Origin of the sequence: Sphingomonas pituitosa NBRC 102491 (assembly GCF_001598435.1) — a bacterium.
Lineage (GTDB): Bacteria > Pseudomonadota > Alphaproteobacteria > Sphingomonadales > Sphingomonadaceae > Sphingomonas > Sphingomonas pituitosa.
The window spans coordinates 22,948-46,837 of the sequence record NZ_BCYY01000029.1; the positions used below are offsets into that span (position 1 = coordinate 22,948).

General features: G+C 66.9%; 17 protein-coding genes. 8 read left to right on the forward strand and 9 right to left on the reverse strand.

From position 1 onward, the window contains the following. Positions 1–208 precede the first annotated feature (208 nt). Positions 209–1,897, forward strand: a complete 1,689-nt coding sequence (locus SPI01S_RS19000) for a putative bifunctional diguanylate cyclase/phosphodiesterase (RefSeq protein WP_245653684.1) — start codon at positions 209–211, stop codon at positions 1,895–1,897. Here the strand turns inward: SPI01S_RS19000 and mutS are convergent. Then, the gene (gene mutS / locus SPI01S_RS19005) at positions 1,894–4,473 is read right to left on the reverse strand and encodes a DNA mismatch repair protein MutS (RefSeq protein WP_066726484.1); all 2,580 of its coding nucleotides are present in this window, start codon (positions 4,471–4,473) and stop codon (positions 1,894–1,896) included. The genes SPI01S_RS19000 and mutS overlap by 4 nt on opposite strands. Before the next feature lie 110 nt (positions 4,474–4,583). On the opposite strand from mutS, the gene SPI01S_RS19010 reads away from it, so the two are divergent. Both SPI01S_RS19010 and SPI01S_RS19015 read left to right on the forward strand, forming a co-directional pair. After that, positions 4,584–6,107, forward strand: a complete 1,524-nt coding sequence (locus SPI01S_RS19010) for a hypothetical protein (protein WP_066726534.1) — start codon at positions 4,584–4,586, stop codon at positions 6,105–6,107. A gap of 92 nt (positions 6,108–6,199) precedes the next feature. Then, on the forward strand, positions 6,200–8,455 hold the full coding sequence (locus tag SPI01S_RS19015) for an NADP-dependent malic enzyme (protein WP_066726492.1): 2,256 nt from the start codon (positions 6,200–6,202) through the stop codon (positions 8,453–8,455). A gap of 21 nt (positions 8,456–8,476) precedes the next feature. On the opposite strand, the gene SPI01S_RS19020 is transcribed toward SPI01S_RS19015, so the two are convergent. Further along, on the reverse strand, positions 8,477–9,265 hold the full coding sequence (locus SPI01S_RS19020) for an SDR family oxidoreductase (RefSeq protein WP_066726494.1): 789 nt from the start codon (positions 9,263–9,265) through the stop codon (positions 8,477–8,479). A gap of 45 nt (positions 9,266–9,310) precedes the next feature. Further along, positions 9,311–10,456, reverse strand: a complete 1,146-nt coding sequence (locus SPI01S_RS19025) for an acyl-CoA dehydrogenase family protein (RefSeq protein WP_066726495.1) — start codon at positions 10,454–10,456, stop codon at positions 9,311–9,313. A gap of 147 nt (positions 10,457–10,603) precedes the next feature. On the opposite strand from SPI01S_RS19025, the gene SPI01S_RS19030 reads away from it, so the two are divergent. Genes SPI01S_RS19030 through SPI01S_RS19040 form a run of 3 tightly spaced genes read left to right on the forward strand, consistent with a single transcriptional unit; the run spans position 10,604 to position 12,687 of the window. Then, positions 10,604–12,061 carry an MFS transporter gene (locus tag SPI01S_RS19030; protein WP_174539133.1) on the forward strand — a complete coding sequence of 486 codons (1,458 nt, stop codon included), beginning with the start codon at positions 10,604–10,606 and terminating at the stop codon, positions 12,059–12,061. 15 nt (positions 12,062–12,076) lie between these two features. Further along, positions 12,077–12,304, forward strand: a complete 228-nt coding sequence (locus SPI01S_RS19035) for an AbrB/MazE/SpoVT family DNA-binding domain-containing protein (protein ID WP_066726496.1) — start codon at positions 12,077–12,079, stop codon at positions 12,302–12,304. Further along, positions 12,301–12,687, forward strand: coding sequence for a type II toxin-antitoxin system death-on-curing family toxin (locus tag SPI01S_RS19040; protein ID WP_066726498.1), 387 nt, complete (start codon positions 12,301–12,303; stop codon positions 12,685–12,687). The genes SPI01S_RS19035 and SPI01S_RS19040 overlap by 4 nt, the downstream gene beginning before the upstream one ends. 61 nt (positions 12,688–12,748) lie before the next feature. On the opposite strand, the gene SPI01S_RS22755 is transcribed toward SPI01S_RS19040, so the two are convergent. Continuing rightward, the gene (locus tag SPI01S_RS22755) at positions 12,749–12,904 is read right to left on the reverse strand and encodes a hypothetical protein (protein ID WP_019367690.1); all 156 of its coding nucleotides are present in this window, start codon (positions 12,902–12,904) and stop codon (positions 12,749–12,751) included. 14 nt (positions 12,905–12,918) lie between these two features. Then, a complete protein-coding gene (gene aceA / locus SPI01S_RS19045; protein WP_066726500.1) occupies positions 12,919–14,208 on the reverse strand; it encodes an isocitrate lyase in 1,290 nt (429 codons plus the stop codon). Positions 14,209–14,523: 315 nt separating this feature from the next. Between aceA and SPI01S_RS19050 the strand changes: the two genes are divergently transcribed. Together SPI01S_RS19050 and SPI01S_RS22480 are read left to right on the forward strand one after the other, a co-directional pair. Further along, positions 14,524–15,900, forward strand: a complete 1,377-nt coding sequence (locus SPI01S_RS19050) for a helix-turn-helix domain-containing protein (protein ID WP_066726502.1) — start codon at positions 14,524–14,526, stop codon at positions 15,898–15,900. Beyond that, positions 15,807–17,327 carry a HEPN domain-containing protein gene (locus tag SPI01S_RS22480; RefSeq protein WP_157084798.1) on the forward strand — a complete coding sequence of 507 codons (1,521 nt, stop codon included), beginning with the start codon at positions 15,807–15,809 and terminating at the stop codon, positions 17,325–17,327. The genes SPI01S_RS19050 and SPI01S_RS22480 overlap by 94 nt, the downstream gene beginning before the upstream one ends. 86 nt (positions 17,328–17,413) lie before the next feature. On the opposite strand, the gene SPI01S_RS19055 is transcribed toward SPI01S_RS22480, so the two are convergent. The 4 genes from SPI01S_RS19055 to SPI01S_RS19070 all read right to left on the reverse strand — a co-directional run bounded on the left by SPI01S_RS19055 (position 17,414) and on the right by SPI01S_RS19070 (position 23,883). Next, positions 17,414–19,513, reverse strand: coding sequence for a S9 family peptidase (locus tag SPI01S_RS19055; RefSeq protein WP_066726503.1), 2,100 nt, complete (start codon positions 19,511–19,513; stop codon positions 17,414–17,416). A 48-nt stretch (positions 19,514–19,561) separates the two neighbouring features. Continuing rightward, positions 19,562–20,608 (reverse strand): phytase, encoded by a 1,047-nt coding sequence (locus SPI01S_RS19060; RefSeq protein ID WP_066726504.1) that lies wholly within the window; start codon positions 20,606–20,608, stop codon positions 19,562–19,564. Beyond that, a complete protein-coding gene (locus SPI01S_RS19065) occupies positions 20,608–23,409 on the reverse strand; it encodes a TonB-dependent receptor (protein WP_066726505.1) in 2,802 nt (933 codons plus the stop codon). The genes SPI01S_RS19060 and SPI01S_RS19065 overlap by 1 nt, the downstream gene beginning before the upstream one ends. A 174-nt stretch (positions 23,410–23,583) precedes the next feature. After that, entirely contained in the window at positions 23,584–23,883 is a 300-nt protein-coding gene (locus tag SPI01S_RS19070) for a hypothetical protein (protein WP_066726506.1), read from the reverse strand. Positions 23,884–23,890 lie beyond the last annotated feature (7 nt).

Here is a 23,890-nt window from a genome sequence, read left to right on the forward strand (position 1 = left end):
CGGCCGCTGACCATGTCGGAGGTCGCCGGGTGCCCTGGTCGGGTCCCGGCGGCCTCTTTCATTTCAGGCCCATTCTTTTCGCCATCGCCGCCGCGCCTGCTGGTTAGCGGAAGCTTACGCGGCCGTTATGGACATGCCCCAACTAGGCAGCGCCCGAGTCGCCGCGGCAATACCCCAGGCTCCAGGGATTTTGGCAGCGGAGCGCCCGATGCAGCAGGCAGAGCAGGGAGACGCGGACACGGCGCCCGGCTCGTGCCTGCGCATGATGCTGGAGGCATTGCCGTCGCCGGTGCTGCTGATCGACCGTGCCGATCGCATCGTCGAGGTCAACCAGGCCTTTTGCGCGCTTGCCGGCAAGGACCGGGCCTATTGGCTCTCGACGCCGATCACGGCCTATCTCGCGCCGGGGCAAGCGGCCCGGTTCGCCGCCGAACATGCCCAGGTCTTCGCCACGGGCGAGGATCTCGAAACCGAAGAGGTGATCGACGGCCATGACGGTGCGATCCGCCATGTCGTCACCCGGCGCCGACGGGTCGTGTTCGACGGCGCGCCGCTGGTGCTCACCATCCTGACCGACATCACCCCGCTGCGCGCGGCGGAAGCGCATATCCGCCATCTCGCCTATCATGACACGCTGACCGACCTGCCGAACCGCGCCGCGCTCAACGAGCGGCTGGCCGCTGCGCTTGTCGATTGCCCGCAGGCGCCGCCGGCGCTGCTGCTGATCGACCTCTACCAGTTCAAGGACATCAACGACGCGTTCGGCGACTGTGTCGGCGATGCCCTGCTCCGGGCTTTCGCCTACCGGCTCGCGAGCGCTGCCCGCGGGCCGGACCGGGTGGCCCGTACCGGCGGTGACAGCTTCGCGGTGCTGGTCGACGATTGCAGCGACGCGGCCGGGGCCGAGGCGGCTTGCCGGCGGATGCTGGCGCTGGCCGACACGCCGTTCGCCGGGCCGGCGGGGGCGGTGGCGCTGGGCGTCTCGATCGGCTGCGCCTGGGCGGAACCGGGCCTGTGCGCCGACGAACTCCACCGCCGTGCCGAATTCGCGCTGTACGAGGCCAAGCGCCAGCCGGCCAATGCGTTCTGCCTCTATGATGCCGCGCTGGCGGCCGAAGTACAGGCTCGCCGCACCCTGACGGCGGAACTGCGCACGGCGCTCGCGGCGGGCGACCAGTTCGATGTCCACTATCAACCCGTGATCGATGCGGGCGGCCACCGCGTCGTGGGCGTCGAGGCGCTGGTGCGCTGGCACCACCCGCAGCACGGCATGGTTCCGCCCGCCCGCTTCATCCCGATCGCCGAGGCGAGCGGCCTGATCGTGCCGCTCGGCGACTGGGTGCTGGACCGCGCCGTGGCGATGATGGTGCGCTTCCCGGCGATCGCGCTGGCGGTGAACCTGTCGCCGATCCAGCTGCGCAGCCCGGGGATCGACGCGCGCATCCTGGCGATCCTCGCGCGCCACGGCATGGATCCGCGGCAATTGCAGCTGGAGGTCACCGAAAGCACGATGCTGGCGATGGATGCCGGCGTGGAGGCCGCGCTGGCGCGGCTGCGCGAAGCGGGGGTGCAACTGGTGCTCGACGATTTCGGCACCGGCTATTCCAGCCTGTCGCATCTCCACAAGCTGGCAGTCGATCGGGTGAAGATCGACCAGAGCTTCGTGCACGACCTCGGTCGCTCGCAGGACGCGCGCGCGATCATCCAGGCAGTGCTGGGCATCGGCCAGGCACTCGGCATCGGCGTGACCGCGGAAGGGGTGGAGGACGAGACGCAGCAGCTGTTCCTGCGCTCGTTCGGCTGCCACGAATATCAGGGCTATCTGTTCTCGCGCCCGCTGCCTGCCATCGAGGCGGTGGCGTTCCTGGAGACGCACATGGAACGTGCTGCCGCCTAGGTTTCCGTCGCCAGCCCTTTCAACCGGTAGAGGATGTCCAGCGCCTCGCGCGGGCTGAGTGCATCGATGTCGAGCGCGTCGAGTTCGTGGCGCAGCGCGTCGACCTTCTCTTCCTCGGCATGTGCGGCGGCGGCGAACAGGGGGAGGTCGTCCAGCCCCGCCGCCAGGCCGCCGGTCTTGGCGCGCCCGGCTTCGAGCTTGTCGAGCACCGCCTTGGCGCGCTTGACCGTGGCGGGCGACATGCCGGCAAGCCGGGCGACGGCGATGCCGTAGCTGCGATCCGCCGGGCCTTCCGCCAGTTCGTGCAGCAGCACCAGCTCGCCCTTCCATTCGCGGGCGCGGACATGGTGGAGGGTGAGCGCGTCGCAGCGCTCGGCCAGCCGGGTAAGCTCGTGATAGTGCGTCGCGAACAGGCAGCGGCAGCGATTGTCTTCGTGGATCGCCTCCACCACCGCCCAGGCGATGGCGAGCCCGTCATAGGTCGAGGTACCGCGCCCGACCTCGTCGAGGATAACGAAGCTGCGCGGCGTGGCCTGTGCGAGGATCGCGGCGGTTTCGACCATCTCGACCATGAAGGTCGAGCGGCCGCGCGCGAGATTGTCCGAGGCGCCGACGCGGCTGAACAGCCGGTCGACGAGCCCCAGCGTGGCGCGCGCGGCGGGGACGTAGCTGCCGGCCTGGGCGAGCACGGCGATCAGCGCGTTCTGGCGCAGGAAGGTCGACTTGCCGCCCATGTTGGGGCCGGTGACCAGCCAGAGGCGCGAATCCTCGGAGAGCTTGCAGTCGTTGGCGACGAAGCGCCCGCCGGCGCGGGCGACGGCGGCCTCGACCACCGGGTGGCGACCGCCCTCGATGTCGAAGCAGCTGTGCTCGACCAGTTCGGGGCGGGCCCAGCCGCCTTCTGCCGCACGTTCGGCCAGACCCGCGGACACGTCGATCCGGGCGAGTGCGTCTGCCGTGGCGGCGATGGGCTCGCGCCGGGCGAGCGCTTGGGCCGTCAGGTCCTCCAGATGCGCGGCTTCGGCCGAGAGCGCATGGGCGCCGGCCTGGGTCACCTTCACCGCCACGTCGTGCAGTTCGGGTGCGTTGAAGCGGACGACGCCAGCCAGCGTCTGGCGATGGGTGAAGCCGCTGTCGGGCTTCATCAGCGCGTCGGCCGAGCGCGCCGGCACTTCGATGTGATAGCCGAGCACGCCGTTGTGGCGGATCTTGAGCGCGGTGATGCCGGTGCGGGCGCGATATTCGGCCTCCAGCGCGGCGATCGCGCGGCGGCCGCCGGCGCCGGCGTCGCGCAGATCGTCGAGCGCGGCGTCATAACCCTCGGCGATATAGCCGCCATGCGCGGCGTCGACCGGCGGCTCCGGTATCAGCGCGCGGCTGAGCAGGTCGATCAGCGCGCCGTGGCCGCGCAGCTGCGGCGCGAGATCGCGGAGCAGGGCGGGGGCATCGACGAGGCGGTCGAGCTTCTCGCCCAGCCGCCAGGCGCCGTCGAGGCCGTCGCGGAGCTGGCCGAGATCGCGCGGACTGCCACGACCGGCGGCAAGGCGGCCGAGCGCGCGGCCGATATCGGGCAAGGCGCGGAGCGTCGCGCGGATGCTGTCGCGCAGGCCGGCATCGTCGTGGAACAGCGTGACCAGCTCGAGCCGCGCGTCGATCGCGCCGCGGTCCATCAGCGGCGCGGCGATGTCGGCGCCGAGCAGGCGGGCGCCGGCGCCGGTTACCGTGCGGTCGACCGCGTCGAGCAGGCTGCCCTTGCGGGCACCCGCGCTGCTGACGGTGAGCTCGAGGCTCTCGCGCGTCGCCGCGTCGATCGCCATCGCGGCTTCGGCCCGGCTGACGCGCGGCGGGCGGAGGAAGGGCAGCGAACCCTTGGCGGTATGGTCGAGATAGGCGACCAGCCCGCCCGCCGCCGCGAGCCCGGCGCGCGAGAACTGGCCGAAGCCGTCGAGCGTTGCCACGCCGAACAGCCGCTTCAGCCGCGCCTCGCCGCCCGCGCTGTCGAAGTCGATCTTCGGGCGGAGCGCGGTGGCAAGCTCGGCGAACTCGGTGGCGTCGCAGGCGATGGTCTCGGCGGGGTTCAGGCGGGCGAGTTCGGCGCCGAGCCGGGCGGCGTCGGTCTCGATCAGCTCGAAGCGGCCGGTGGAAACGTCGGCGCAGGCGATCGCGACGCCGCCGCCGGCCTCGCCCACCGCCACGCACCAATTGGCGGTGCGGCTGTCGAGCAGTGCCTCCTCGGTCAGCGTCCCGGCGGTGACGACGCGGACAATCGCGCGCGCGACGAGCGCCTTCGATCCGGCGCGCTTCTTGGCCTCCTCGGGCGTCTCGGTCTGGTTGGCGATGGCGACGCGCTGGCCGGCCTTGATCAGGCGGGCGAGATAGGCCTCCATCGCGTGCACCGGCACGCCGCACATCGGGATCTTGTCGCCCTCATGCTCGCCGCGCGAGGTGAGCGCGATGTCGAGCACCGAACTCGCGATCTTGGCGTCCTCGAAGAACAGCTCGAAGAAATCGCCCATCCGGTAGAAGAGCAGGCAATCCCCCGCCTCTTCCTTGAGCGCGAGATACTGGACCATCATCGGGGTAGGGGCGGCGGAGGACATCGCGCCTCGCTACCGGAAGGGCGGGGGGCGGCACAAGCCGCGGCCATGGGGTGACGCTGGTGGAAACTGGGGATAAGGCGCGGGCGATGCACAAGTCCCCGCTTCCCGAACAGGCGGTGCCGATGCTGCGGTGGCGCTGGATCGCCGCGCTGTCGGTGCTGTCGGTGCTGCCGTTCCTGTTCGTGCGCATTCCGCCGCTGACCGACGCGCCGGGCCATATCGGCAGGTTCGCGGTGCAGCTGGCGCCTGCGGAGAGCGTGCTGCACCGCTATTTCGCCTTTGCCTGGCGACCGACGCTCAATCTGGCGGCGGACCTGATCGTGCAGGCGCTGCATCCGCTGTTCGGGCCGATCGCGGCGATGTGGCTGGTCTGCGCGGCGGTGCCGGTGCTGACGGTGCTGGGGCTGCTGGCGGTCGCCCGTCAGCTCAACCCGCGGGGGAGCGCGGCGCTGCCCTGGGCGCTGATCTTCGTCTACAACAGCCCGTTCCTGTGGGGGTTCGTCAACTATTCCTTCACGGCGGCGCTCGCGCTGTGCGGGTTCGCGCTCTGGATCGCGCTGGAGCGCCGCGCCGCGCTGCGCGGCGCGCTGTTCCTGCCGATCGCGCCGGCCCTGTTCCTCGGCCATGGCGAGGGCGGGGCGCTGCTGCTGCTCTGGGTGGCCGGCTATGAGGCGGCGCGTGCCGGCAGCTGGTGGCGACCAGCGGCAGCGATCGGCGTGGCCGCGCGGCTCTGGCCCTTCGTGGCGGTGGTGCTTCCACTTGCGGTGGCGCGTGGCGATGGCGGCACGACAGCATGGGATTTCCCCGGCAAGCTCGACGAACTTACCGCGCTGGTTCGCGACCAGCATGCTGCGCTCGACATCGCGACGGTGGCGGCGGCGCTGGCGGTGCTGCTGCTGGGGCGGCTGGGCGGTGCGCGGATCGTGCCTGCAGGGCTTTGGCCCGTACTGGGGACGGTCGGACTGTTCCTGGCGGCGCCGCTCCAGCTTGCGGGCACCAACAATGTCGACATGCGGCTGGCGCCCTATGCGATGATGCTCGCGCTGGCGCTGCAGGACTGGCACCCGGTCTCGGCGCGACGCCGGCGGCTGGTGCTGCTTGCGGGCGCGGCGCTGCTCGCCGTGCGGTTCGGCATAACCACCGCCAGCTTCCTCGGCTATCAGGGCAGCTATGCACGCGAACTGGCGGCGCTGGACCATGTCGCGCCGGGCAGCCGGGTGCTGAACCTCGTGCCCAGCGATTGCGGCCTGCGCGCCTGGCGCCAGCCGCGCCTGACGCATCTTGCTGCGCTGGCCACTGCGGAGCGGCAGGCCTGGACCAACGCGCATTGGGCGGTCGCCTCGATCCATTTGCTGCAGGTCCGCTATGCGCCGCCGGGCTTCGCGACCGATCCATCGCAGCTCGTCTCGCCCGCCGATTGCGTCGGCCGGGGCGGGGAGTCGCGGCAGGCCATCGTCGGCCTGGTGCCGCGCCTGCCGCTCGATGCGGTCGACTATGTCTGGCTGATCGACGTGCAGCTCCCGCCGGGCGCCGCCGCGCCGCGGCTGGTGCCGATCTGGCGGTCCGGCGGCAGCACGCTCTACGCGGTCCGGCCGCGCGTCCGGACGTAGGGGAAAGCACGGAAGGGGGCGTCTGTCGTTTGCAATCACCGCCCCAGGCTGCTTTAGGGAGCGCAAACATTCATTGATTAGGAGCCGAGTGGATGGCCGAAGAAAGCAACGTCCAGTTTTCTGACCGGGAGGCGCTGCGCTATCACGCCGAAGGCCGTCCCGGTAAGATCGAGATCGTCGCTTCGAAGCCGATGGCAACCCAGCGCGACCTGGCGCTGGCCTATTCGCCAGGCGTCGCCGTGCCGGTGCTGGCCATCTCGGAAAACCCGGCGACCGCCTATGATTTTACCGCCAAGGGCAACCTTGTCGCAGTGATCTCCAACGGCACCGCGATCCTGGGCCTCGGCAATCTCGGCGCGCTTGCGTCCAAGCCGGTGATGGAAGGCAAGGCAGTGCTGTTCAAGCGCTTCGCCGATGTCGACTCGATCGACCTCGAGCTCAAGACCGAGGATGTCGATCGCTTCATCGACGCGGTCGAGCTGATGGAGCCGAGCTTCGGCGGCATCAACCTGGAAGACATCAAGGCCCCCGAGTGCTTCGTGATCGAGCAGACGCTGCGCGAGCGCATGAACATCCCGGTGTTCCATGACGACCAGCACGGCACCGCGATCATCGCCGCCGCCGGCCTGATCAACGCACTGTACCTCACCGGCCGCGATATCAAGACGACCAAGATGGTGGTCAACGGCGCCGGTGCCGCCGCGATCGCCTGCACCGAGCTGATCAAGGCGATGGGGCTGCCGCAGGACAACCTGCTGATGTGCGATCGCACCGGCGTGATCTACCAGGGTCGCGAGGACGTGAACCAGTGGCAGTCGGCCCATGCCGCGAAGACCGACCGGCGCACGCTGGCCGAGGCACTGGAGGGCGCGGACGTGTTCCTCGGCCTTTCGGCCGCGAACGCGCTGCCGGCCGAGCTGCTCGCCAAGATGGCACCGAAGCCGATCATCTTCGCGATGGCGAATCCGGATCCCGAGATCACCCCGCCCGAGGCGAAGCGCGTGCGGCCGGACGTGATCATCGCCACCGGCCGTTCGGACTATCCGAACCAGGTCAACAACGTGCTCTGCTTCCCGTTCATCTTCCGCGGCGCGCTGGACGTGCGCGCGACCACGATCAACGATGCCATGAAGGTCGCGGCATCGCGGGCGCTGGCCGAACTCGCCCGCCAGCAGGTGCCGGAAGAGGTCGCCACCGCCTATGGAACGTCGCACAGCTTCGGCCCGGATTACATCATCCCGACGCCGTTCGACCCGCGCCTGATCGAGATCATTCCGGCCGCGGTCGCCCAGGCGGCGATGGATTCGGGCGTGGCGACGCGGCCGATCATCGACATGACCGCCTATCGCCAGCAGCTGCGCGCGCGCATGAACCCGACGACGTCGGTGCTCAGCATGGCCTATGAGGGCGCCCGCGCCAAGCCGAAGCGCGTCATCTTCGCCGAGGGCGAGGAAGAAGTCGTGCTGCGCGCCGCCATCGCCTTCCAGGAGGGCGGATACGGTACCCCGGTGCTGGTGGGCCGCGAGTCGGTGCACGACCGGCTGCGTGCGCTGGGTGCGAACCCGGACCATTTCGAGCTGCACAACAGCGTCAACTCGCCGCTGGTCGAGGATATGGTGGAGATGCTGTACCAGCGCCTCCAGCGCCGCGGCTATCTGCGCCGGGACTGCGAGCGCATGGTCAATCGCGACCGCAACATCTTCGGCTCGCTGCTGCTCCGCCTCGGCCATGCCGATGCGATGATCACCGGCGTCACGCGTACCTATGCCGAGACGATGCGCCAGGTGCGCCGCGTGATCGATCCCGTCGATGGTCGCACCCCGTTCGGCATTCACGTGCTGGTCGGCCGGTCGCACACCGTGTTCATCGCCGACACCACGGTGAACGAGCGCCCGAACGCCGAGGAACTGGCCGACATCGCCGAGCGCACCGTGCAGGTTGCCCGCCGCATGGGGCATGAGCCGCGCGTCGCGCTGCTCAGCTACTCGACCTTCGGCAACCCCGAGGGCAAGTGGATCGACAATATCCGCGACGCCGTGAAGGTGCTCGATGCCCGCGGCGTGACCTTCGAATATGAGGGCGACATGGCGCCCGACGTCGCGCTCAACCCCAAGCTGCTCGCCAACTATCCGTTCGCGCGCCTCTCGGGCCCGGCAAACATCCTGATCATGCCGGGTCTGCAGTCCGCGAACATCTCGGCCAAGCTGCTGCGCGAGCTGGGCGGCGACTCGATGATCGGCCCGATGCTGATCGGCATGGAGAAGTCGGTGCAGATCGCCCCGATGACCGCGACCGCCAGCGAACTGGTGACGCTGGCGGTGCTGGCGGCCGGCGATATCGCACGGTGAGGTTCAAGCGAGCATCGGCGGTCAGCCGTCGATGCTCGCGCCCAGCGATGCGTTGACCAGGCCGCCATCCACGGTGACGGTTTCGCCCACCAGATAATCCCCGGCGCGACTGGCGAGGTAGATCGCGGCACCCGCCATGTCCTCGGCAACCCCGATGCGCTTTGCCGGGATCGCCTGGGCCACGGTGCCGCCATGGTCGCGCGCGGCCTTGTTCATGTCGCTGGGAAAGGCACCGGGGGCGATCGAGGTGACGTGGATCTGGTCGCGCACCAGCCGCGCCGCCATCCGCCGGGTGAGGTGGATCAACGCCGCCTTCGAGGCCTGGTAGCTATAGGTTTCCCACGCATTGAGCCGCTGGCCGTCGATCGAGGTGATGTTGATCACCTTGGCCGGGCGCTCCGGCGAGCCGCCGGCCTTGAGCAGGCCGTGCAGCGCCTGGGTCAGGAAGAAGGGCGACTTGACGTTCAGGTCCATGACCTTGTCCCAGCCCTTTTCCGGGAAGCTCTCGAACGGCTCGCCCCAGGCGGCGCCGGCATTGTTGACGAGGATGTCGAGGCGCGGCTCGCGTTCGGCGAGGTCGGCGGCGAGCGCGCGGCACCCTTCGACGGTAGATACGTCATGCGGCAGCGGAATGGCGTTCGGCCCCAGCGCGGCCGCCGTTTCCGCGCATGCCTCGGCCCGGCGCGACGACACATAGACTTTCGCGCCCGAGGCGACGAAGCCCTCGGCGATCATCCGCCCGATGCCGCGCGAGCCGCCGGTGACCAGGGCGACACGGCCATCGAGGCGAAACAGCGAAGATACGTCCATGCCTAACTCCCTCTCCCAACCCTTCCCCGATGGGGCACGGGCATTTTACCCGCCGCGCTTCAGCGTCTCGCGGGCGATGATCAGTTGCTGGATCTGGCTGGTGCCTTCGTAGATCCGGAACAGCCGCACGTCGCGGTACAGCCGCTCGATCCCGTAATCGGCGATGTAGCCCGCGCCGCCGAAGATCTGCACGGCGCGATCGGCGACGCGGCCGACCATCTCGCTGGCGAAATACTTGGCCGCCGCGGCTTCCATCGTCGTGTTGGCCCCTGAATCCTTCGCGGCGGCCGTTTCCAGCACCAGCGCGCGGGCGGCGAGCGCTTCGGTCTTCGAATCCGCCAGCATCGCCTGGATCAGCTGGTGCTCGGCGATCGGCTTCCCGAACTGCTTGCGCTCGCTGGCATAGGCGACGCAGTCGGCGAGCAGCCGTTCGGCGACGCCGACGCACACCGCGGCAATGTGCAGCCGCCCGCGATCGAGCACCTGCATCGCGATCCGAAAGCCTTCGCCTTCTTCGCCCAGCCTGTTCTCCGCGGGTACCGCCACGTCGTCGAAGATCACGTCGGCGACCCGTGCGCCCTTCTGGCCCATCTTCTTCTCGGGCTCGCCGATCGACACGCCCGGCAGGTCGCGCGGCACCAGGAAGGCGGAGACGCCGCGGCCGCCCGCTTCCTCGCCGGTTCGCGCCATCACGGTGAAGAGCTGCGCCTTGTCGGCATTGGTGATGTAGCGTTTGGTGCCGCGCAGCCGGTACACGTCGCCGTCCCGGACCGCGCGGGTCTTCACCGCTCCGGAATCCGAACCCACGTCCGGCTCGGTCAGCGCGAAGCTGGTGATGATCGCGCCGCGAGCGATCTTCGGCAGCCAGTGCGCCTTCTGCTCGGGCGTGCCGGCGATCACCAGCCCCTGGCTGCCGATGCCGACATTGGTGCCGAAGGCCGAGCGGAAGGCGGGCGTGGTGCGCCCCAGCTCGATCGCGACCCGGCATTCCTCGGCCATGGTCAGGCCCAGTCCGCCATGTTCCTCGGCGATCGAAAGCCCGAACAGGCCGAGCGCCTTCATCTCCTCGACGATGGCTTCCGGTATCGCGTCGGCCGCCTCCACCTCGGCCTCCAGCGGGCGCAGCCGCTCGGCGACGAAGCGGCGGACCGTGTCGATCAGCGCGTCGAACAGCTCGGGTTCGAGGGCCATGGCCATCCTCTCGGTTCTAATTACCGGCAGGTATAACGGCTGAATGCCGGGTCGCAACCCATACCCGATCTTCCAAAGTGTTTCATTTGCCGGGCCCTCTCCATCTCTGTATCGGGGAGGGCGGGGGACGCAGTGGAGAATGGATTGATGGCCGGTCGCACCGTCGACACCCCACCCGTGCCGCCCAGCCGGCGCGTGGCGACGCCGACGATGCTGGCCTATGGCTTCGGCGCCGCGGCGTACGGTGTGAAGGATTTCTGCTTCGTCACCTTCCTGCTGCTGTTCTACAACCAGGTAGTGGGCCTGCCGGCCGCCCAGGTCGGCTTCGTGATCATGTGTGCGCTGCTGTTCGACGCATTCGTCGATCCGGCGATCGGCATGCTCTCTGATCGCACCCGAAGCCGCTGGGGGCGCCGCCATCCCTGGATGTATGCGGCCGCGCTGCCGATCGCGCTCGGCTGGCTGTTCCTGTGGAACCCGCCGGCCTGGAGCCACGGGGCGCTGCTCGGCTGGCTGTTCGTCAGCGCGGTGGTGGTGCGCACCGCCGTCTCCGCCTTCGAGGTGCCGTCGCAGGCGCTGAGCCCCGAACTCTCCTCCGACTATGAGGAGCGGACGCGGATCATGGCGTACCGCTTCCTGTTCGGCTGGGGCGGCGGCATGGCGATGCTGATGCTCTCCTATGGCTGGTTCCTTGCCGAGGGCGCCGGCCAGCCGCACGGCCAGTTCGATCGGGCGGGCTATCCCGGCTTCGCGATCGGCGGCGCGGCGCTGATGGTGGTGGCGATCCTCGGCTCGGCCTTGGGCACGCACCACGAGATCAAGAACCTGCCGCCGGTGGAGATCGAGCCCCAGCCGCTCCGCCAGAGCATCGCCGAGCTGTTCGCGACGCTGCGCAATCCGGCCTTCCTCGTGCTGATGACGGCGGCGCTCAGCTATTTTGTCGCGCAGGGCATCAGCTTCTCGATGTCGAACTATCTCTACGCCCATGTCTGGCGCTTCGGGAACCTTGCCTTCCAGCTGCTCGGCGCCACGCTGTTCCTCGGCGTCGTGCTCGCCTTCCTGCTTGCCCCCCGGCTGGCGCGGCGGATGGGCAAGCCACAGGCCGCGACGATGGCGATGGTGTTCGCCGTGCTGCTGCTCGTCGCCCCCTATCTGCTCCGCCTTGCCGGGCTTTTCCCGGCGCCGGGAAGCCCGCTGCTGCTGCCGGTGCTGTTCACCATCTTCACCGTCAACGCGACCTTCGCCGTCTCCTCGACGATGCTCGGCGCCTCGATGCTGGCCGACGTGGTCGAGCATTCGGAGGTGACGACCGGGCGGCGTTCCGAAGGGGTGTTCTTCGCCGGCTTCTTCTTCGTCCAGAAATGCTCGAGCGGGCTCGGCATCTTCGCCACCGGGCTGATCCTCAGCTTCTCGGGCTTCCCGGACGGCGCCAAGCCTGGGACGGTACCCGAGGGCGTCATCGACCGGTTCACGCTGATCTTCTGTGCGGTCTACCTGGCGCTCGGCGCGATCGCGGCGTTCTTCTACCGGCGCTTCCCGTTCGGCAAGGCCGAGCATGCGGCGCGGCTGGCGCAACTGCGCGGCGTTGAAGACGGTGCGAACTGATGTTATAACAGACGTATGACCAAGCCGCTCAAGATCATCAAGATCGGCAACTCCGCCGGTGTCATCCTGCCCAAGGAAATCCTGGCGCGACTGCGCGTGGAGCTTGGGGACGAGCTGTTTCTCACGGAAGGGCAGGGAAGTGTGACGCTCCGCGCGGCCGACATCGATTTCGCGGAAGCAATGCAGGCAGCCGAAGACATCATGCGTGAGGATCGCGATATTCTCGCGGTCCTCGCCCGGTGAGTGGGGCGACCTTCCGTTTCCTGACGGCGGACATCGCCCTGGCGGTGCATGAGCGGCAGTTGGCCGAACATGGCGGACTTTCGGGCGTCAAGGATGCCGGGCTGCTCGAATCGGCGATGGCATGCCCGCTGAACAAGCTGGCATATGGCGAGGACGATCCGTTCGCACTGGCGGCCGCCTATGGCTTTGGCGTGGCGCGGAACCACCCCTTTGCCGATGGCAACAAGCGCACCGCCTGGGTGATGACGCGCCTGTTCCTGAAGCTGAACGGCATCGCCATCGCGTTCGATAAAGCGGACGCCATCCAGATCATGCTCGCCCTAGCTGCCGGCGCATTGGAAGAAGATGCCTTCGCCGCTTGGTTGCGCAGCAAAGCGACCTGAACGCGGAAATGCCCGCCGGGGTCGCGACCCGGCGGGCATCCTTTCCTCCCCAGGAAAGACGTCAGGCCACACGGCCCAAACGGTGGTAGAGGTTGGAGAACTTCACCGATTCCGGCTTGTCCTTCACCGCCTGCAGATGGGCGCCGACGGCCTCGCGGAGCAGGCGGAAATCCTCGGTGGAAAAGACGGCGCGGCTGCGCTGCGGTTCGTTCGACATGGCATGCTCTCCTGTTATGCGGCTTGGGCGTTGAACTGGGCGGCTTCGGTGCTCTCGGCGAGCGCGGTGGTGGAGCTGGCGCCCCCGGCCACGGTCTGGGCAATGGCGTCGAAATAGCCGGTGCCGACCTCGCGCTGGTGGCGCGTCGCGGTGTAGCCATTCGCCTCCGCCGCGAACTCGGCCTGCTGCAGCTCCGAATAGGCCGCCATGCCGCGATCCCGATAGCCGCGCGCCAGCTCGTACATGCCGTAGTTGAGGCTGTGGAAGCCGGCGAGGGTGACGAACTGGAACTTGTACCCCATCGCCCCGATCTCGCGCTGGAAGCGGGCGATGTCGGCCTTGTCCAGGTTCTTCTCCCAGTTGAAGCTGGGCGAGCAATTATAGGCCAGCATCTTGTTCGGATGCGCCTTCTTGATCGCCTCGGCGAAGCGGCGGGCGTCGTCGAGATTGGGCTTCGACGTTTCCCACCACAGCAGGTCGGCATGCGGCGCGAAGGCCAGGCCGCGCTGGATGCAGTGATCGACGCCGGTGCCTTCCTTGAGGCGGAAGAACCCCTCTGGGGTCCGCTCGCCGGTGAGGAACTGGTGGTCGCGTTCGTCCACGTCCGAGGTGATCAGCTTCGCTGACTCGGCATCGGTGCGGGCGCAGATCACCGTCGGTACGCCGCTCACATCTGCCGCCAGCCGCGCCGCATCGAGGTTGCGGATGTGGGCCTGGGTGGGGATCAGCACCTTGCCGCCGAGATGGCCGCACTTCTTCTCGCTGGCGAGCTGGTCCTCATAGTGCACCCCTGCCGCACCGGCGGCGATGTACGACTTCATGATCTCGAAGCAGTTGAGCGGGCCGCCGAACCCGGCTTCCGCATCGGCGACGATCGGCGCGAACCAGTCGCGCGTCGCGCCGCCTTCCATATGCTCGATCTGGTCGGCGCGCTGGAGCGTCGCGTTGATCCGCCGCGCCAGCTCCGGCCCGGCATTGGCCGGGTAGAGCGACTGATCGGGGTACATCTGCCCGGCGGTGTTGGCATCCGCCGCGACCTGCCAGCCCGACAAATAGATCGCCTTCAGCCCGGCGCGGACCATCTGCATCGCCTGGTTGCCCGACAGCGCGCCGAGCGCATGGACATAGTCCTCGCTGCGCAGCAGCTCCCACAGCTTGAGCGCGCCGCGGCGGGCCAGCGTGTGCTCCACCGGCAGCGAACCGCGCAGCCTGGCGACGTCGGCGGGCGTGTAGGGGCGCTGGATGCCCTCGAACCGCCCGGCGGGGGCGGGGACCAGATCCTCGAAACCAAGCGGCTGGGACATTGTGAATTCCTTGACTGACTGGCGTTGGCTTGTGAGGATCTATTAGGATCATCGCCCGGCGCTGGACTAGGAGGAGGGGGCCGACAACGGCGTGTTGGTGTGTTGTAGGTTGCGAGCGTTGCTTGTTGTGCTGTAAAGTATTTACAGAAGCATTATTGTTCTCGAGCCTGAACATAAAAAGAACATCTGGTGTAGGAAAGCGTGGCGGGGTGCGCGAATCTCCCCCTCCTCGTCGTCATCCCGGCGTTCGCCGGGATGACGGTGGAAGGGTGGTCCTCTCCCCTCGCCTGGAGAGATCGGAGCAGGAGCACCCCAATGGCCGAACGCAAACTCTTCGCCGGGCACGCCATCCGGCGGCTGCGCTTCCAGCTTGCCGTCACCCAGGCGGCGATGGCGGAGGCGCTGGAGATTTCGGCCAGCTACCTCAACCTGGTCGAGCGCAACCAGCGGCCGATCTCCGCCGCGCTGATGCTCAAGCTGGCCGAGACCTATGACTTCGATCCCCGCCGCCTCGCCGCGGCCGAGCCCGGCGGCGGCGCCGAGGCGCTGCGGCGGCGGCTGGCGGACCCGATCTTCGCCGATCTCGCGATCGATCGCCACCAGCTCGAGGAATGGCTGGCCGGCGCGCCCGACGGCGCCGAGGCGTTTGCCCGCGCCTTCGATCGGATGGGCGGCGGCGCCACCGCCGATCCCGGCACCGTCGATCCGGGCCAACAGGTACGCCGCGCGATCGAGCGCTGGCGCAACCATTTCGCCGATCTAGATGCCGCCGGCGAGGCGCTGGCCGACGAACTGCGCATGGCCGGCGAGCCGTACGGCGCGATGGCCGATCGGCTGCGGGTGAAGCACCAGCTCGCCGTGCGCATCCTGCCCGCCGAGGTGATGGGCGATGCCCTGAAACGGCTGGACCTGCATGCGCGGCAATTGCAGCTCTCCGAAGCGCTCGATCCCAGCGCGCGGGCCTTTGCGCTGGCCGAGCAGCTGGCGGTCGAGGCGCGCGACGAGATCGAGGCGCTGGTGCGCGGCGCCGAACTGGACCGGGCGGCGGTGCGGCTGTTCCGCCGCCATCTGACCGCCTATTTCGCCGCGGCGGTGACGATGCCCTATGCCCGCTTCCTGCGCGCGTGCGAGGCGAGCGGCTATGACCTCGAGCTGCTCCAGCGGCGCTTCGGCGCAAGCGCGGCGCAGGTGGCGCACCGGCTGACGACGCTGCAGCGGGTGGGGGCGCGGGGCCTGAGCTTCTTCCTGATGCGGTTCGATCGCGCGGGGCAGGTCTCGAAACGCTATGCCGGCGCCAGCGGATCGGCGCTGGTCGAGGCGGCGGTGCCGTGCCCCTTGTGGAACGCCTATGACGCGTTCGCGCGGACCGACGAGACGGCGGTGCAGCTGGTCGAATTGGAGGACGGCGCGCGCGCCTTCACCATCGCGCGCTGCGTGCATCCGCATGGGGGAGCGCCCGGCGGCGTCCGCCCGCGCTTCGTGATCGCGCTGGGCCTGCCGGCGGCGGAGGCGGGGACACTGGCGGCAGCGCGCGGGGTGGACCTGGCCGGACGCGCGGCGCCGATCGGGCTGGGGTGCCGGGCGTGTACGCGCGTGGCGTGTCCGCAGCGCTCGGCGGCGCCTGCGGGGCGCGCGGCGGCGGGGAGCGAGCGGGAGCGCGGGGTTACGGCGTTTGGGTTTGCGGGGGATTGAAAGAGAAGAAAAACGCCTTGGTTCGTGCGGCGGAGGTATTATCAAAGGTAGGTATGAAATCTGACCGCCAGAAATTCCTACCAGAAACTCTGCATCCCGGTGCCGCAGATGCAATCAATAGTGATGCGGCCATTCTTTTGACGCTCGGGGAATTTGGAAAATACAAGCCGAGTGATGCACAAGATTTTAAGTCCCGGCAAGTAACTTCGGCGATAATAGATAGAAAGGAAGTTGTTGGAGAGCCTATAATGGCTCTCACGGATATTTCTGGAAAGACTGTAGAGCGATATTTCGAGAAGGGAGGCGAGATTGTTTCCCTTAGGGGTGACGGCTATCGAAGTCTGCGCCTACTTGTATCAAAAGTTCGTTCCACTCGACCATTTAAATTTGGATTTTCTGAAGATTTCATTGAAGCAGAGATATTTAAATGGTGGAAGGACTCGCTGAGTGGTATTTCCGAAGAGAAATTATCTGATTATCTCCTGAAGAGGTGCGCTGAATCTTTTATTGAGCATAGAATGCTGATTCCGCTGACCGGTGTCGAAATAGAGAGGAGTTTTATATTGGGTGGGGTTCTTATTGCTCCATTCAACCTGGATTTGATAGACGATTTTGAAAATCGTATGATTGAAGGCGGGAAAATCGGTGCGGAAGAAGTTAAAGCTAAAGCTGATGATTTTAGAAGAAAATATGGTCATACGACCGTGGTTGAAAAAACATTCTGGGGAGAAATAAAGTTTTGCGAGGAGAGGGCTCTTGAGTTGGCGGATGATGTTGCTGATATTTTAAGGTTTATGTGTCCGATTGCTCCTCGGTGGGACGTAAACTTTAAATGCTTTCCAATCGGCCGACAAAGTGTGCCCACACAGACCGCCATAGTGGTAAAAGATGGTCGACTTTCGAAAATAACCAACTCTATTTCTGGAACGAACCCGTTTCGTTGGTTGTTAAAATATGATGAATTAGTTCGAATAATGGAAGAATTGCACTTCGAAAATACAGCTTTGTTTTTCGAAGGTGATGAGTTGAATTCCTTTCAAAAGCGCGTGAAGACTGCGATATCGGCGTATTCCCAAGCTGTTGCTGCCGATGACGTTCGTAATCGCATTATGTACGCTATGTCTGCGGCGGAGCATCTTCTTCTAAAAGATGCTAGTGAGCCGATTCAATCTAGCGTTGGCGAGCGTCTTGCATTCGCGATCGCGAAAGGGTCGGATTATAGAATGCAGATTGTAGAAAACTTCAAAAAAGCATACAAAATTAGATCAAAGCACGTCCATCATTTGTCACACGTAGAAGATGAAGAAACGCTGGAAATGTTCTTCATAAACGTCTTTTTGATGATAAGGGGGTGCGTTGAGCTATTGTACTCATTTAAGAATCACTCTGATTTCATAGCTGAGCTCGATCGCATTAAGTTTACGTAAATATCCTGCACGGGGTGTGTCGGGGTAATATCTATTGCATTGCGACATCGTGGACTCGGAGCGAGAGATATAGCCTGCACTGAGGCCTACCCCTCCACCCCCAACTGCCAAAGCACGAACGCCATCTCGTCGGCATACTCCCGCAAACTCTCCCAGCGCCCGGACTTGCCGCCATGGCCGGCGCCCATATTGGTCTTGAGCAGCAGGATATTGTCGTCGGTCTTGGTCGCGCGCAGGCGGGCGGCCCATTTGGCGGGCTCCCAATAGGTCACGCGCGGATCGTTGAGGCCGCCCGAGATCAGCATCGGCGGATAGGCCTGCGCCTTCACATTGTCGTACGGGCTGTAGCTGCGGATCAGCTCGAACGCCGCCTTGTCCTCGATCGGGTTGCCCCATTCGGGCCACTCGCCGGGGGTGAGCGGCAGGCTTTCGTCGAGCATGGTGTTGAGCACGTCGACGAAGGGCACGTCGGCGATCACTGCGCCCCACAGCTCGGGATCGGAATTGACCACCGCGCCCATCAGCTCGCCGCCCGCCGATCGGCCGGCGATGGCGATCTGGCCCGGCGCGGTATAGCCGAGCGTGATCAGCCCCTTGGCCACGTCGACGAAATCGTTGAACGTGTTGGTGCGCTTCTCCAGCTTGCCCTCGTGATACCAATGCTGGCCGAGATCGTCGCCGCCGCGGATATGGGCGATGGCGAAGGCCATGCCGCGATCGAGGAACGACATGCGGCTGGTCGAAAAGCCCGGCGGGATGGCGTGGCCATAGGCGCCGTAGGAATAGAGGTAGAGCTTGCCGGTGCCGTCGCGCGGGAAATCCTTGGGCATGACGATCGAGACGGGGACGGCGGCGCCGTCGCGCGCGGTGATGGTCAGGCGTTCGGTGCGATACTTGGCTTTGTCATAGCCGCTGGGGATCTCCTGAACCTTCAGCGTCTCCAGCGCGCCGGTGGCGACGGTGTAATCATAGACGGTGCCGGGGGTGACCATCGATTCATAACCGAGCCGCAGCTTGGTGACGCTGTATTCCGGGTTGTCGCCCACGCCGGCGACATAGCTCGCCTCGGGCCAGGGCAGGCGCGTGGGGGGCACGCTCGCGTCGTAGCGGTGCAGCTCGATCTGATCGAGCCCGTCCTCGCGGCCCTCGACGATGAAGAAGTCGGCGAAGCAGGCCACCCCGGTCATGTAGAAATGGCGCGAGGGGGCGATGCGCTCGGTCCATTCGGACGGAGCCGAGATGGGGGCGGTGACGAGGCGCCAGTTGGTGTCGGTATCGTTGGTGTGGATGAACAGCGTGTCGCCGTGCGTGTCGACATCGTACTCGCGGCCGGTCTTGCGCGGGGCGACGAGGATCGCCTCGGCCAGCGGATCGTGCGCGGGGAGGAGGCGGATCTCGCTCGTCTCATGGTCGCTGGTGGTGAGCAGGATCCACTTGCGATCGCTGCTCGTCTCGACGCCGACCGAGAAGCCGAGTTCCTCCTCGTGATAGACGACCACGTCCTGCGCCGGATCGGTGCCGAGGCGGTGGAGCTTGATCGTGCGGGTGCGCCAATGCTCGTCGGTGAGGCCGTAGAGCAGCGCGTCGCCGGTCGAGGTGAAGACGAGATTGCCGATCGAGCCCTCGATCGCGACATTGCCCCAGCAGCCGGCGGCGCCGGGGATCGCCTCGTCGGGCACGGTGCCGGTGCGCAGATCCTTGAAGCGGATGGTGTAGCGTTCGGAGCCGTTGTCGTCGGTGGAATAGGCCATCAGCGCGCCGTCCTCGCTGATGCTGACCGCGCCGACGCGGAAATATTCCTTGCCCTCGGCCAGCGCGGGTTCGTCGAGGATCAGTTCGTCCGCGCCGCCGGCGACGGGCTTGCGCCACCAGCGGGGATATTCGCCGCCGGTTTCGTAATCGGTCCAGTAGAGCCAGTCGCCATCCTTCTGGGGGACGGTGGATTCGTCTTCCTTGATGCGGCCGCGCATCTCCTGGAACAGCGTTTCGGCGAGCGGCTTCAGCGGCGCCATCACGGTGTCGAAGTACGTGTTCTCTTCGGCGAGATAGGCGAGGACGTCCTTGTCCTGCACGTCCGGATAGCCGGGGTCGCGGATCCACGCCCAGGGGTCTTCGATGGTGATGCCGTGGCGGGTGAAGCTGTGCGGGCGGGTGGCGGCGACGGGCGGCTTGGGGAAATCGGTCATGGAGACGTTGTAGGAAGCCGGGGCGCGGGTGCAATCCCCGGCTTCGCTTCAACGCAAGCCGAGTGCGGCCTTGATGTCGGCCCAGGCGGCCAGCTTGAAGTTCTGCGCGGCGGGCGGGTTGATGCCGTCCTGCGCGACGAACAGCCCGCCGGGGAAGGCGGGGCCGAAATCGCCGGTGATCAGTTCGATGCCGTCGGTCTGCTCGGTGCTGCCGAAGCGGCCGGGGGCGACGCGGAAGCGGCCGACATAGGCATCGTCGGCGAGGCGGTAGACGGCATAGGCATTGTCGCCCTGGCTGGAGACGAGCAGATAGCCGCCATCGGCCGGGCCTTCCGCTGCGATCGCGAGGCCTTCGGCATCGGCGACGATTTGGCGGCCGTCGGCGGCGGCGATGCGGGTGGGCTGGGTGCTGCCGTCCGGCCGCGCATCGAAGCGCCACAGGCCGACATCTTCCTCCGCCACATAGAGCCGGTGGGTGCGATCGTCGACGACGCAGCCTTCGGACTGGGTGCCGAGCTTCATCGTGCGGACGATGCGGCCGGGCGTTGCGCCGCTGCTCAGGTCGAGCTGGGTGATCGTGCCGTCCTTGAGCACGTTGAACGCGTAGAGCTTTTCGCCCGCGCGGTAGAGGCACACGCCGTAGGCCTCGCCCGCGCCGGCGCCGAAGGTGCCGGACCAGGCCAGGGTGGCGGTTGCGGGATCGAGGCGGAACACGTCCGCCTTGGCCTGGAGCGGATCGTTGCGATCGCTGGCGACGACGATGATGCCCGGCGCGCCCATGTCGCGCAGGTCGACATTATTGACCCGGCCGGCGTCGAGGAACGAGCGCTGCTTGCCCTGCAGATCGTAGACATAGAGCCCGGCCTGCTTGTCCGTGCCGACGATCAGGCTGGCGGCGGGATCGGCCGGGTTGCGCCAGATCGCGGGATCGTCGGCGGCGTCGGCATTGGCGGTGCGCACCGCCTGCGTCTCGCCGCGCGCCGTCACCTGCGCGGTGGGGAGCGGCGAGAAGGCGGGCCGCGGCTCGGTGCGGGCGCAGCCGGCGGTGGCGAGCGCCACCAGGCCGGCAAGCATCAGGGCGGGAACCGCGCGCATCAGAAGGTCACCCGCACGCCGGCGGCGTAGCGGCGGCCGAAGCGCTCCCATTCGATCGTCTGCGACTTGATCGTCGGCGTCGGTATCGGTGTCGGCGTGCCGGCGGTGAGCAGATTGCCCGGCTCGGCATAGCGGCGGCCCGGCTGGTTCAGCACGTTCTGCACATCGGCATAGATCTCGAAGCGCTTGGTGATCGCGTAGCGCGCCGAGATGTCCATCTCCTCGTCCGCCGACCAATAGGTGTCGCCGGCATCGGTGAGGTCGTCGGCAATGGTGTCGAGCCAGTCGCTGCGGCGCTGGTACTGGACGCGGAGCGACAGGCCGTACTTCTCGTAATAGCCGCCGACATTGTAGATCATGTCCGACGTGCCGGGCAGGCGCACCTTGCGCGCGGTCACGGCGGTGCCGATCGCGGGCTTGGTGACCTTGCTGTCGTTCAGCGTGATGTTGGCCGAGATGCCGAAGCCGCCCATCCAGTCCGGCAGGCCGAGCGCGCCGGTCCAGGGCTCGAGCTGGAACTGCGCCGCCGCCTCGGCGCCGAAGATGCGCCCGTCGCCGCCATTGGTGATACCGGTGAAATCATAGGTCGAACGATCGAAGCCATTGCTGTCCAGCGCATTGGAGCCGAACTTGCGCAACTGGCGATACAGCACGTCCTCGACCCGCTTGTAGAACAGGCCGGCCATCAGATAGCCCTGCGGACGGACATACCATTCAAAATAGCCGTCGACGCCGTAGGCGCGCTCGGGCTTCACGCCGGGATTGCCGCCGGAGATCGTCTGGGCGGTGTCGTTGATGACGACGTTGGGGCGCATCTGGTCGTAATCGGCGCGTGCGGCGCCCGAGTTGAACGACAGCCGCAGCTTCTTGGTATCGTCGACATTGTAGTTGATGTGCAGGCTGGGGAAGGCGAGCGTGCGGCTCGACTCCGCCGTCACCGGGCCGCGGACCGACGCGATGGTGCCGATGGCCGAGCCACGATTCTCCAGCCGCTCGACGCGGACGCCGCCCAGGATCGAGCCCCAGTCATAGCGCAGCGTAGCCATCACGAAGCCGGCATAGACACGTTCGCGCACATCATAGTTGTTGTCGACAATGGGCGTGAAGGCGAACTGGCGGCGCGCGGCATTGGCTACCGCCCGCATCTTGTCCTGATCGAAATAGCGGAAGGTGTAATCCATCGGGATCTGGCCGGCGAACGGGTCGTTCAGCGAGAAGTCCGCATAGTTGGTGGGCACGCCGACAGCGGTGAGCTGGGTCGCGGTGGTGAGCAGGATCTGCTTCTCGTCCGCGATCTTGGTGCGCTGGTCGAACTGGAAGCCCGCCTTCAGCACCGCCTCGCTGCCGAGGAAGCGCGTCTCGCGCGACAGCACCAGCCGGCCGGTATAGGCCTTGGTGGTGTCGACCGCGTCGAGCACGCTCAGCGTCGACGGCGTCTTGGTGAAGCTGTCGACCGCGACGACGCGGCTGCCCGCCGAATAGCGGGTGGGGCCGCTCAGCTGGTTGGTGGTGAACAGCCGCAGGTGCGAGCGGTTGGGGTCGCTGAAGTCGTAATCGACGGTGGGGCGCAGGTTGCGGGTCGGGGGGCTGTCCCAGGCGATCTCGCCGACGACCGAGCGATCGTCCTTCGATTCGGTGTAGTTGCCCACCCAGGAGAGGTGCCAGCCCGGCGCGAAGTCATGCTCGCCGACGATGCTGTTGGTGAAGATCGACTGGCGGAAGGCGCGCAGCGTCGAGCGCTGGCGGATGTCGATGCCGTAGATCGTGCCGCGCTCCGGCGTGTTGCCGATGCAGACATCGGCATAGCCCGAGGTGGTCGGCGTCGCGTTCACCGTGCGCGGGCAATCGGCGGTGTTGGCGACGAGATCGCCCTGCCGATCGTCGAGGTCGAAGCGATAATTGTCGCGCGCCTCGTCGTCCTTGAAGATCGTGTAGATCGATCGCAGCGAGATGGTGTTGCTGTCATCCGGCTTGTAGTCGACGCGGGCCGAGGCCGACCAGTTGCGGCGGGTGAGGCGGTACAGCTTGTTCTCGGCCTCCGCCGCCCAGAAGCGGGTGGCGTTGCCGGGGCGGGCATCCTGCGAGACGCGCTCGTAATCGGTCTCGAAATTGTCGGTGATCATGCCGCGCTGGAAATAGCTGCCCGACACCAGCACGCCGAGTTCGCCTTCGCCGACCTTGAACCGGTCCGAGGCGACGGCCGAGACTTCATATTGCTTGCGGTCGCCCAGCTCGGCGATGCCATAGCCGGCCTTTCCGGCGAAGTGCGCGCCGCTGTAGTCGAAGGCCGAGCGGGTGATGACGTTGACGTTGCCGGCCACGGTTTCGCCGGTCATGTCCGGCGTCACCGCCTTGGAGACGATGATCTGCGAGGCGATCGCCGAGGGAATCGAATCGAAGCGCGCGTCGCGGCCCTCGGGGCTGACGACGGTGATCCCGTCGAACGACAGCGTGGTCCAGTAGTTCGGCGCGCCGCGCAGCGAGATGTAGCGCGCCTGGCCCTGGTCGCGCTCGACCGCGATGCCGGGCAGACGGCTGGCGGCCTGGGCGATGTTCTGGTCGGGCAGGCGGCCCACGCCGTCCGCGGCCGCCACGGTGACCAGCGAATCCGAGGCGCGCTGAATGCGCAGCGCGAGCGATTCGGATTCGGCGATCGGGCGCGCGCCGGTGACGACGATTTCGCCCGGAACGCCGTCCTGCGGTTCACTGGCGGTTGCGGTCTGCGCGGCTGCGGCGGTCGCCAGCACGCAGGCCAGCACACTCGCGCCGGATGCGAGAATCAATTTGGATCGCGATGTCATGATAGCCCCCTGGATCAGCTCTGTTTGATGAGCCCGGTAGGGGGAAACGCGGTCAGTTCGGTTGCGTTTGGGTAACGGTTTTATGACAGTGGCGCCGCCCTGTCCCCTTCGGAGACGTGCGGACGGCGCGGTGCGGTGCCGGCAGCCCCGGGGTGCGGGGCTGCCGGCGTCCGGTCAGGCGCGCGTGCCGGTGATCGGGAAGCTGCCAAAGGCGCCCGCGGTGACGGTGCCGTCGAGGCTGTCGCCGGTCACGGTGGCTTCGCAGGTGAGCGTCATCGGCATCGGCACCGAGATGTCGAGCGACCAGCTGAGCGTGTCGCCGTTCACCTTGCCGTCCTTGATCTCGGTCTGGCCCATCGCGCCGTTGAAGTTGCCGGTGAAGCTGTCACCGTTGCTGGTGACGGTGAGCGTCGCCTGCTGATCGCCCAGCGGCGACTTGGTCACGGTGTTCCAGCTGCCATCCACATTCGCCATCTTGGGT

Excerpts from the sequence above, each read along its gene's own strand:
- SPI01S_RS19030 (WP_174539133.1), top strand. The coding sequence starts at position 10,604 with ATGGCCGGTCGCACCGTCGACACCCCACCCGTGCCGCCCAGCCGGCGC.
- mutS (WP_066726484.1), bottom strand. The coding sequence starts at position 4,473 with ATGATGGTCCAGTATCTCGCGCTCAAGGAAGAGGCGGGGGATTGCCTG.
- SPI01S_RS19010 (WP_066726534.1), top strand. The coding sequence starts at position 4,584 with ATGCACAAGTCCCCGCTTCCCGAACAGGCGGTGCCGATGCTGCGGTGG.
- SPI01S_RS19070 (WP_066726506.1), bottom strand. The coding sequence starts at position 23,883 with ATGGCGAATGTGGATGGCAGCTGGAACACCGTGACCAAGTCGCCGCTG.
- SPI01S_RS19055 (WP_066726503.1), bottom strand. The coding sequence starts at position 19,513 with ATGACCGATTTCCCCAAGCCGCCCGTCGCCGCCACCCGCCCGCACAGC.
- SPI01S_RS19015 (WP_066726492.1), top strand. The coding sequence starts at position 6,200 with ATGGCCGAAGAAAGCAACGTCCAGTTTTCTGACCGGGAGGCGCTGCGC.
- SPI01S_RS19050 (WP_066726502.1), top strand. The coding sequence starts at position 14,524 with ATGGCCGAACGCAAACTCTTCGCCGGGCACGCCATCCGGCGGCTGCGC.
- SPI01S_RS19000 (WP_245653684.1), top strand. The coding sequence starts at position 209 with ATGCAGCAGGCAGAGCAGGGAGACGCGGACACGGCGCCCGGCTCGTGC.
- SPI01S_RS19035 (WP_066726496.1), top strand. The coding sequence starts at position 12,077 with ATGACCAAGCCGCTCAAGATCATCAAGATCGGCAACTCCGCCGGTGTC.
- SPI01S_RS19025 (WP_066726495.1), bottom strand. The coding sequence starts at position 10,456 with ATGGCCCTCGAACCCGAGCTGTTCGACGCGCTGATCGACACGGTCCGC.
- aceA (WP_066726500.1), bottom strand. The coding sequence starts at position 14,208 with ATGTCCCAGCCGCTTGGTTTCGAGGATCTGGTCCCCGCCCCCGCCGGG.
- SPI01S_RS19065 (WP_066726505.1), bottom strand. The coding sequence starts at position 23,409 with ATGACATCGCGATCCAAATTGATTCTCGCATCCGGCGCGAGTGTGCTG.
- SPI01S_RS22755 (WP_019367690.1), bottom strand. The coding sequence starts at position 12,904 with ATGTCGAACGAACCGCAGCGCAGCCGCGCCGTCTTTTCCACCGAGGAT.
- SPI01S_RS19020 (WP_066726494.1), bottom strand. The coding sequence starts at position 9,265 with ATGGACGTATCTTCGCTGTTTCGCCTCGATGGCCGTGTCGCCCTGGTC.
- SPI01S_RS19060 (WP_066726504.1), bottom strand. The coding sequence starts at position 20,608 with ATGCGCGCGGTTCCCGCCCTGATGCTTGCCGGCCTGGTGGCGCTCGCC.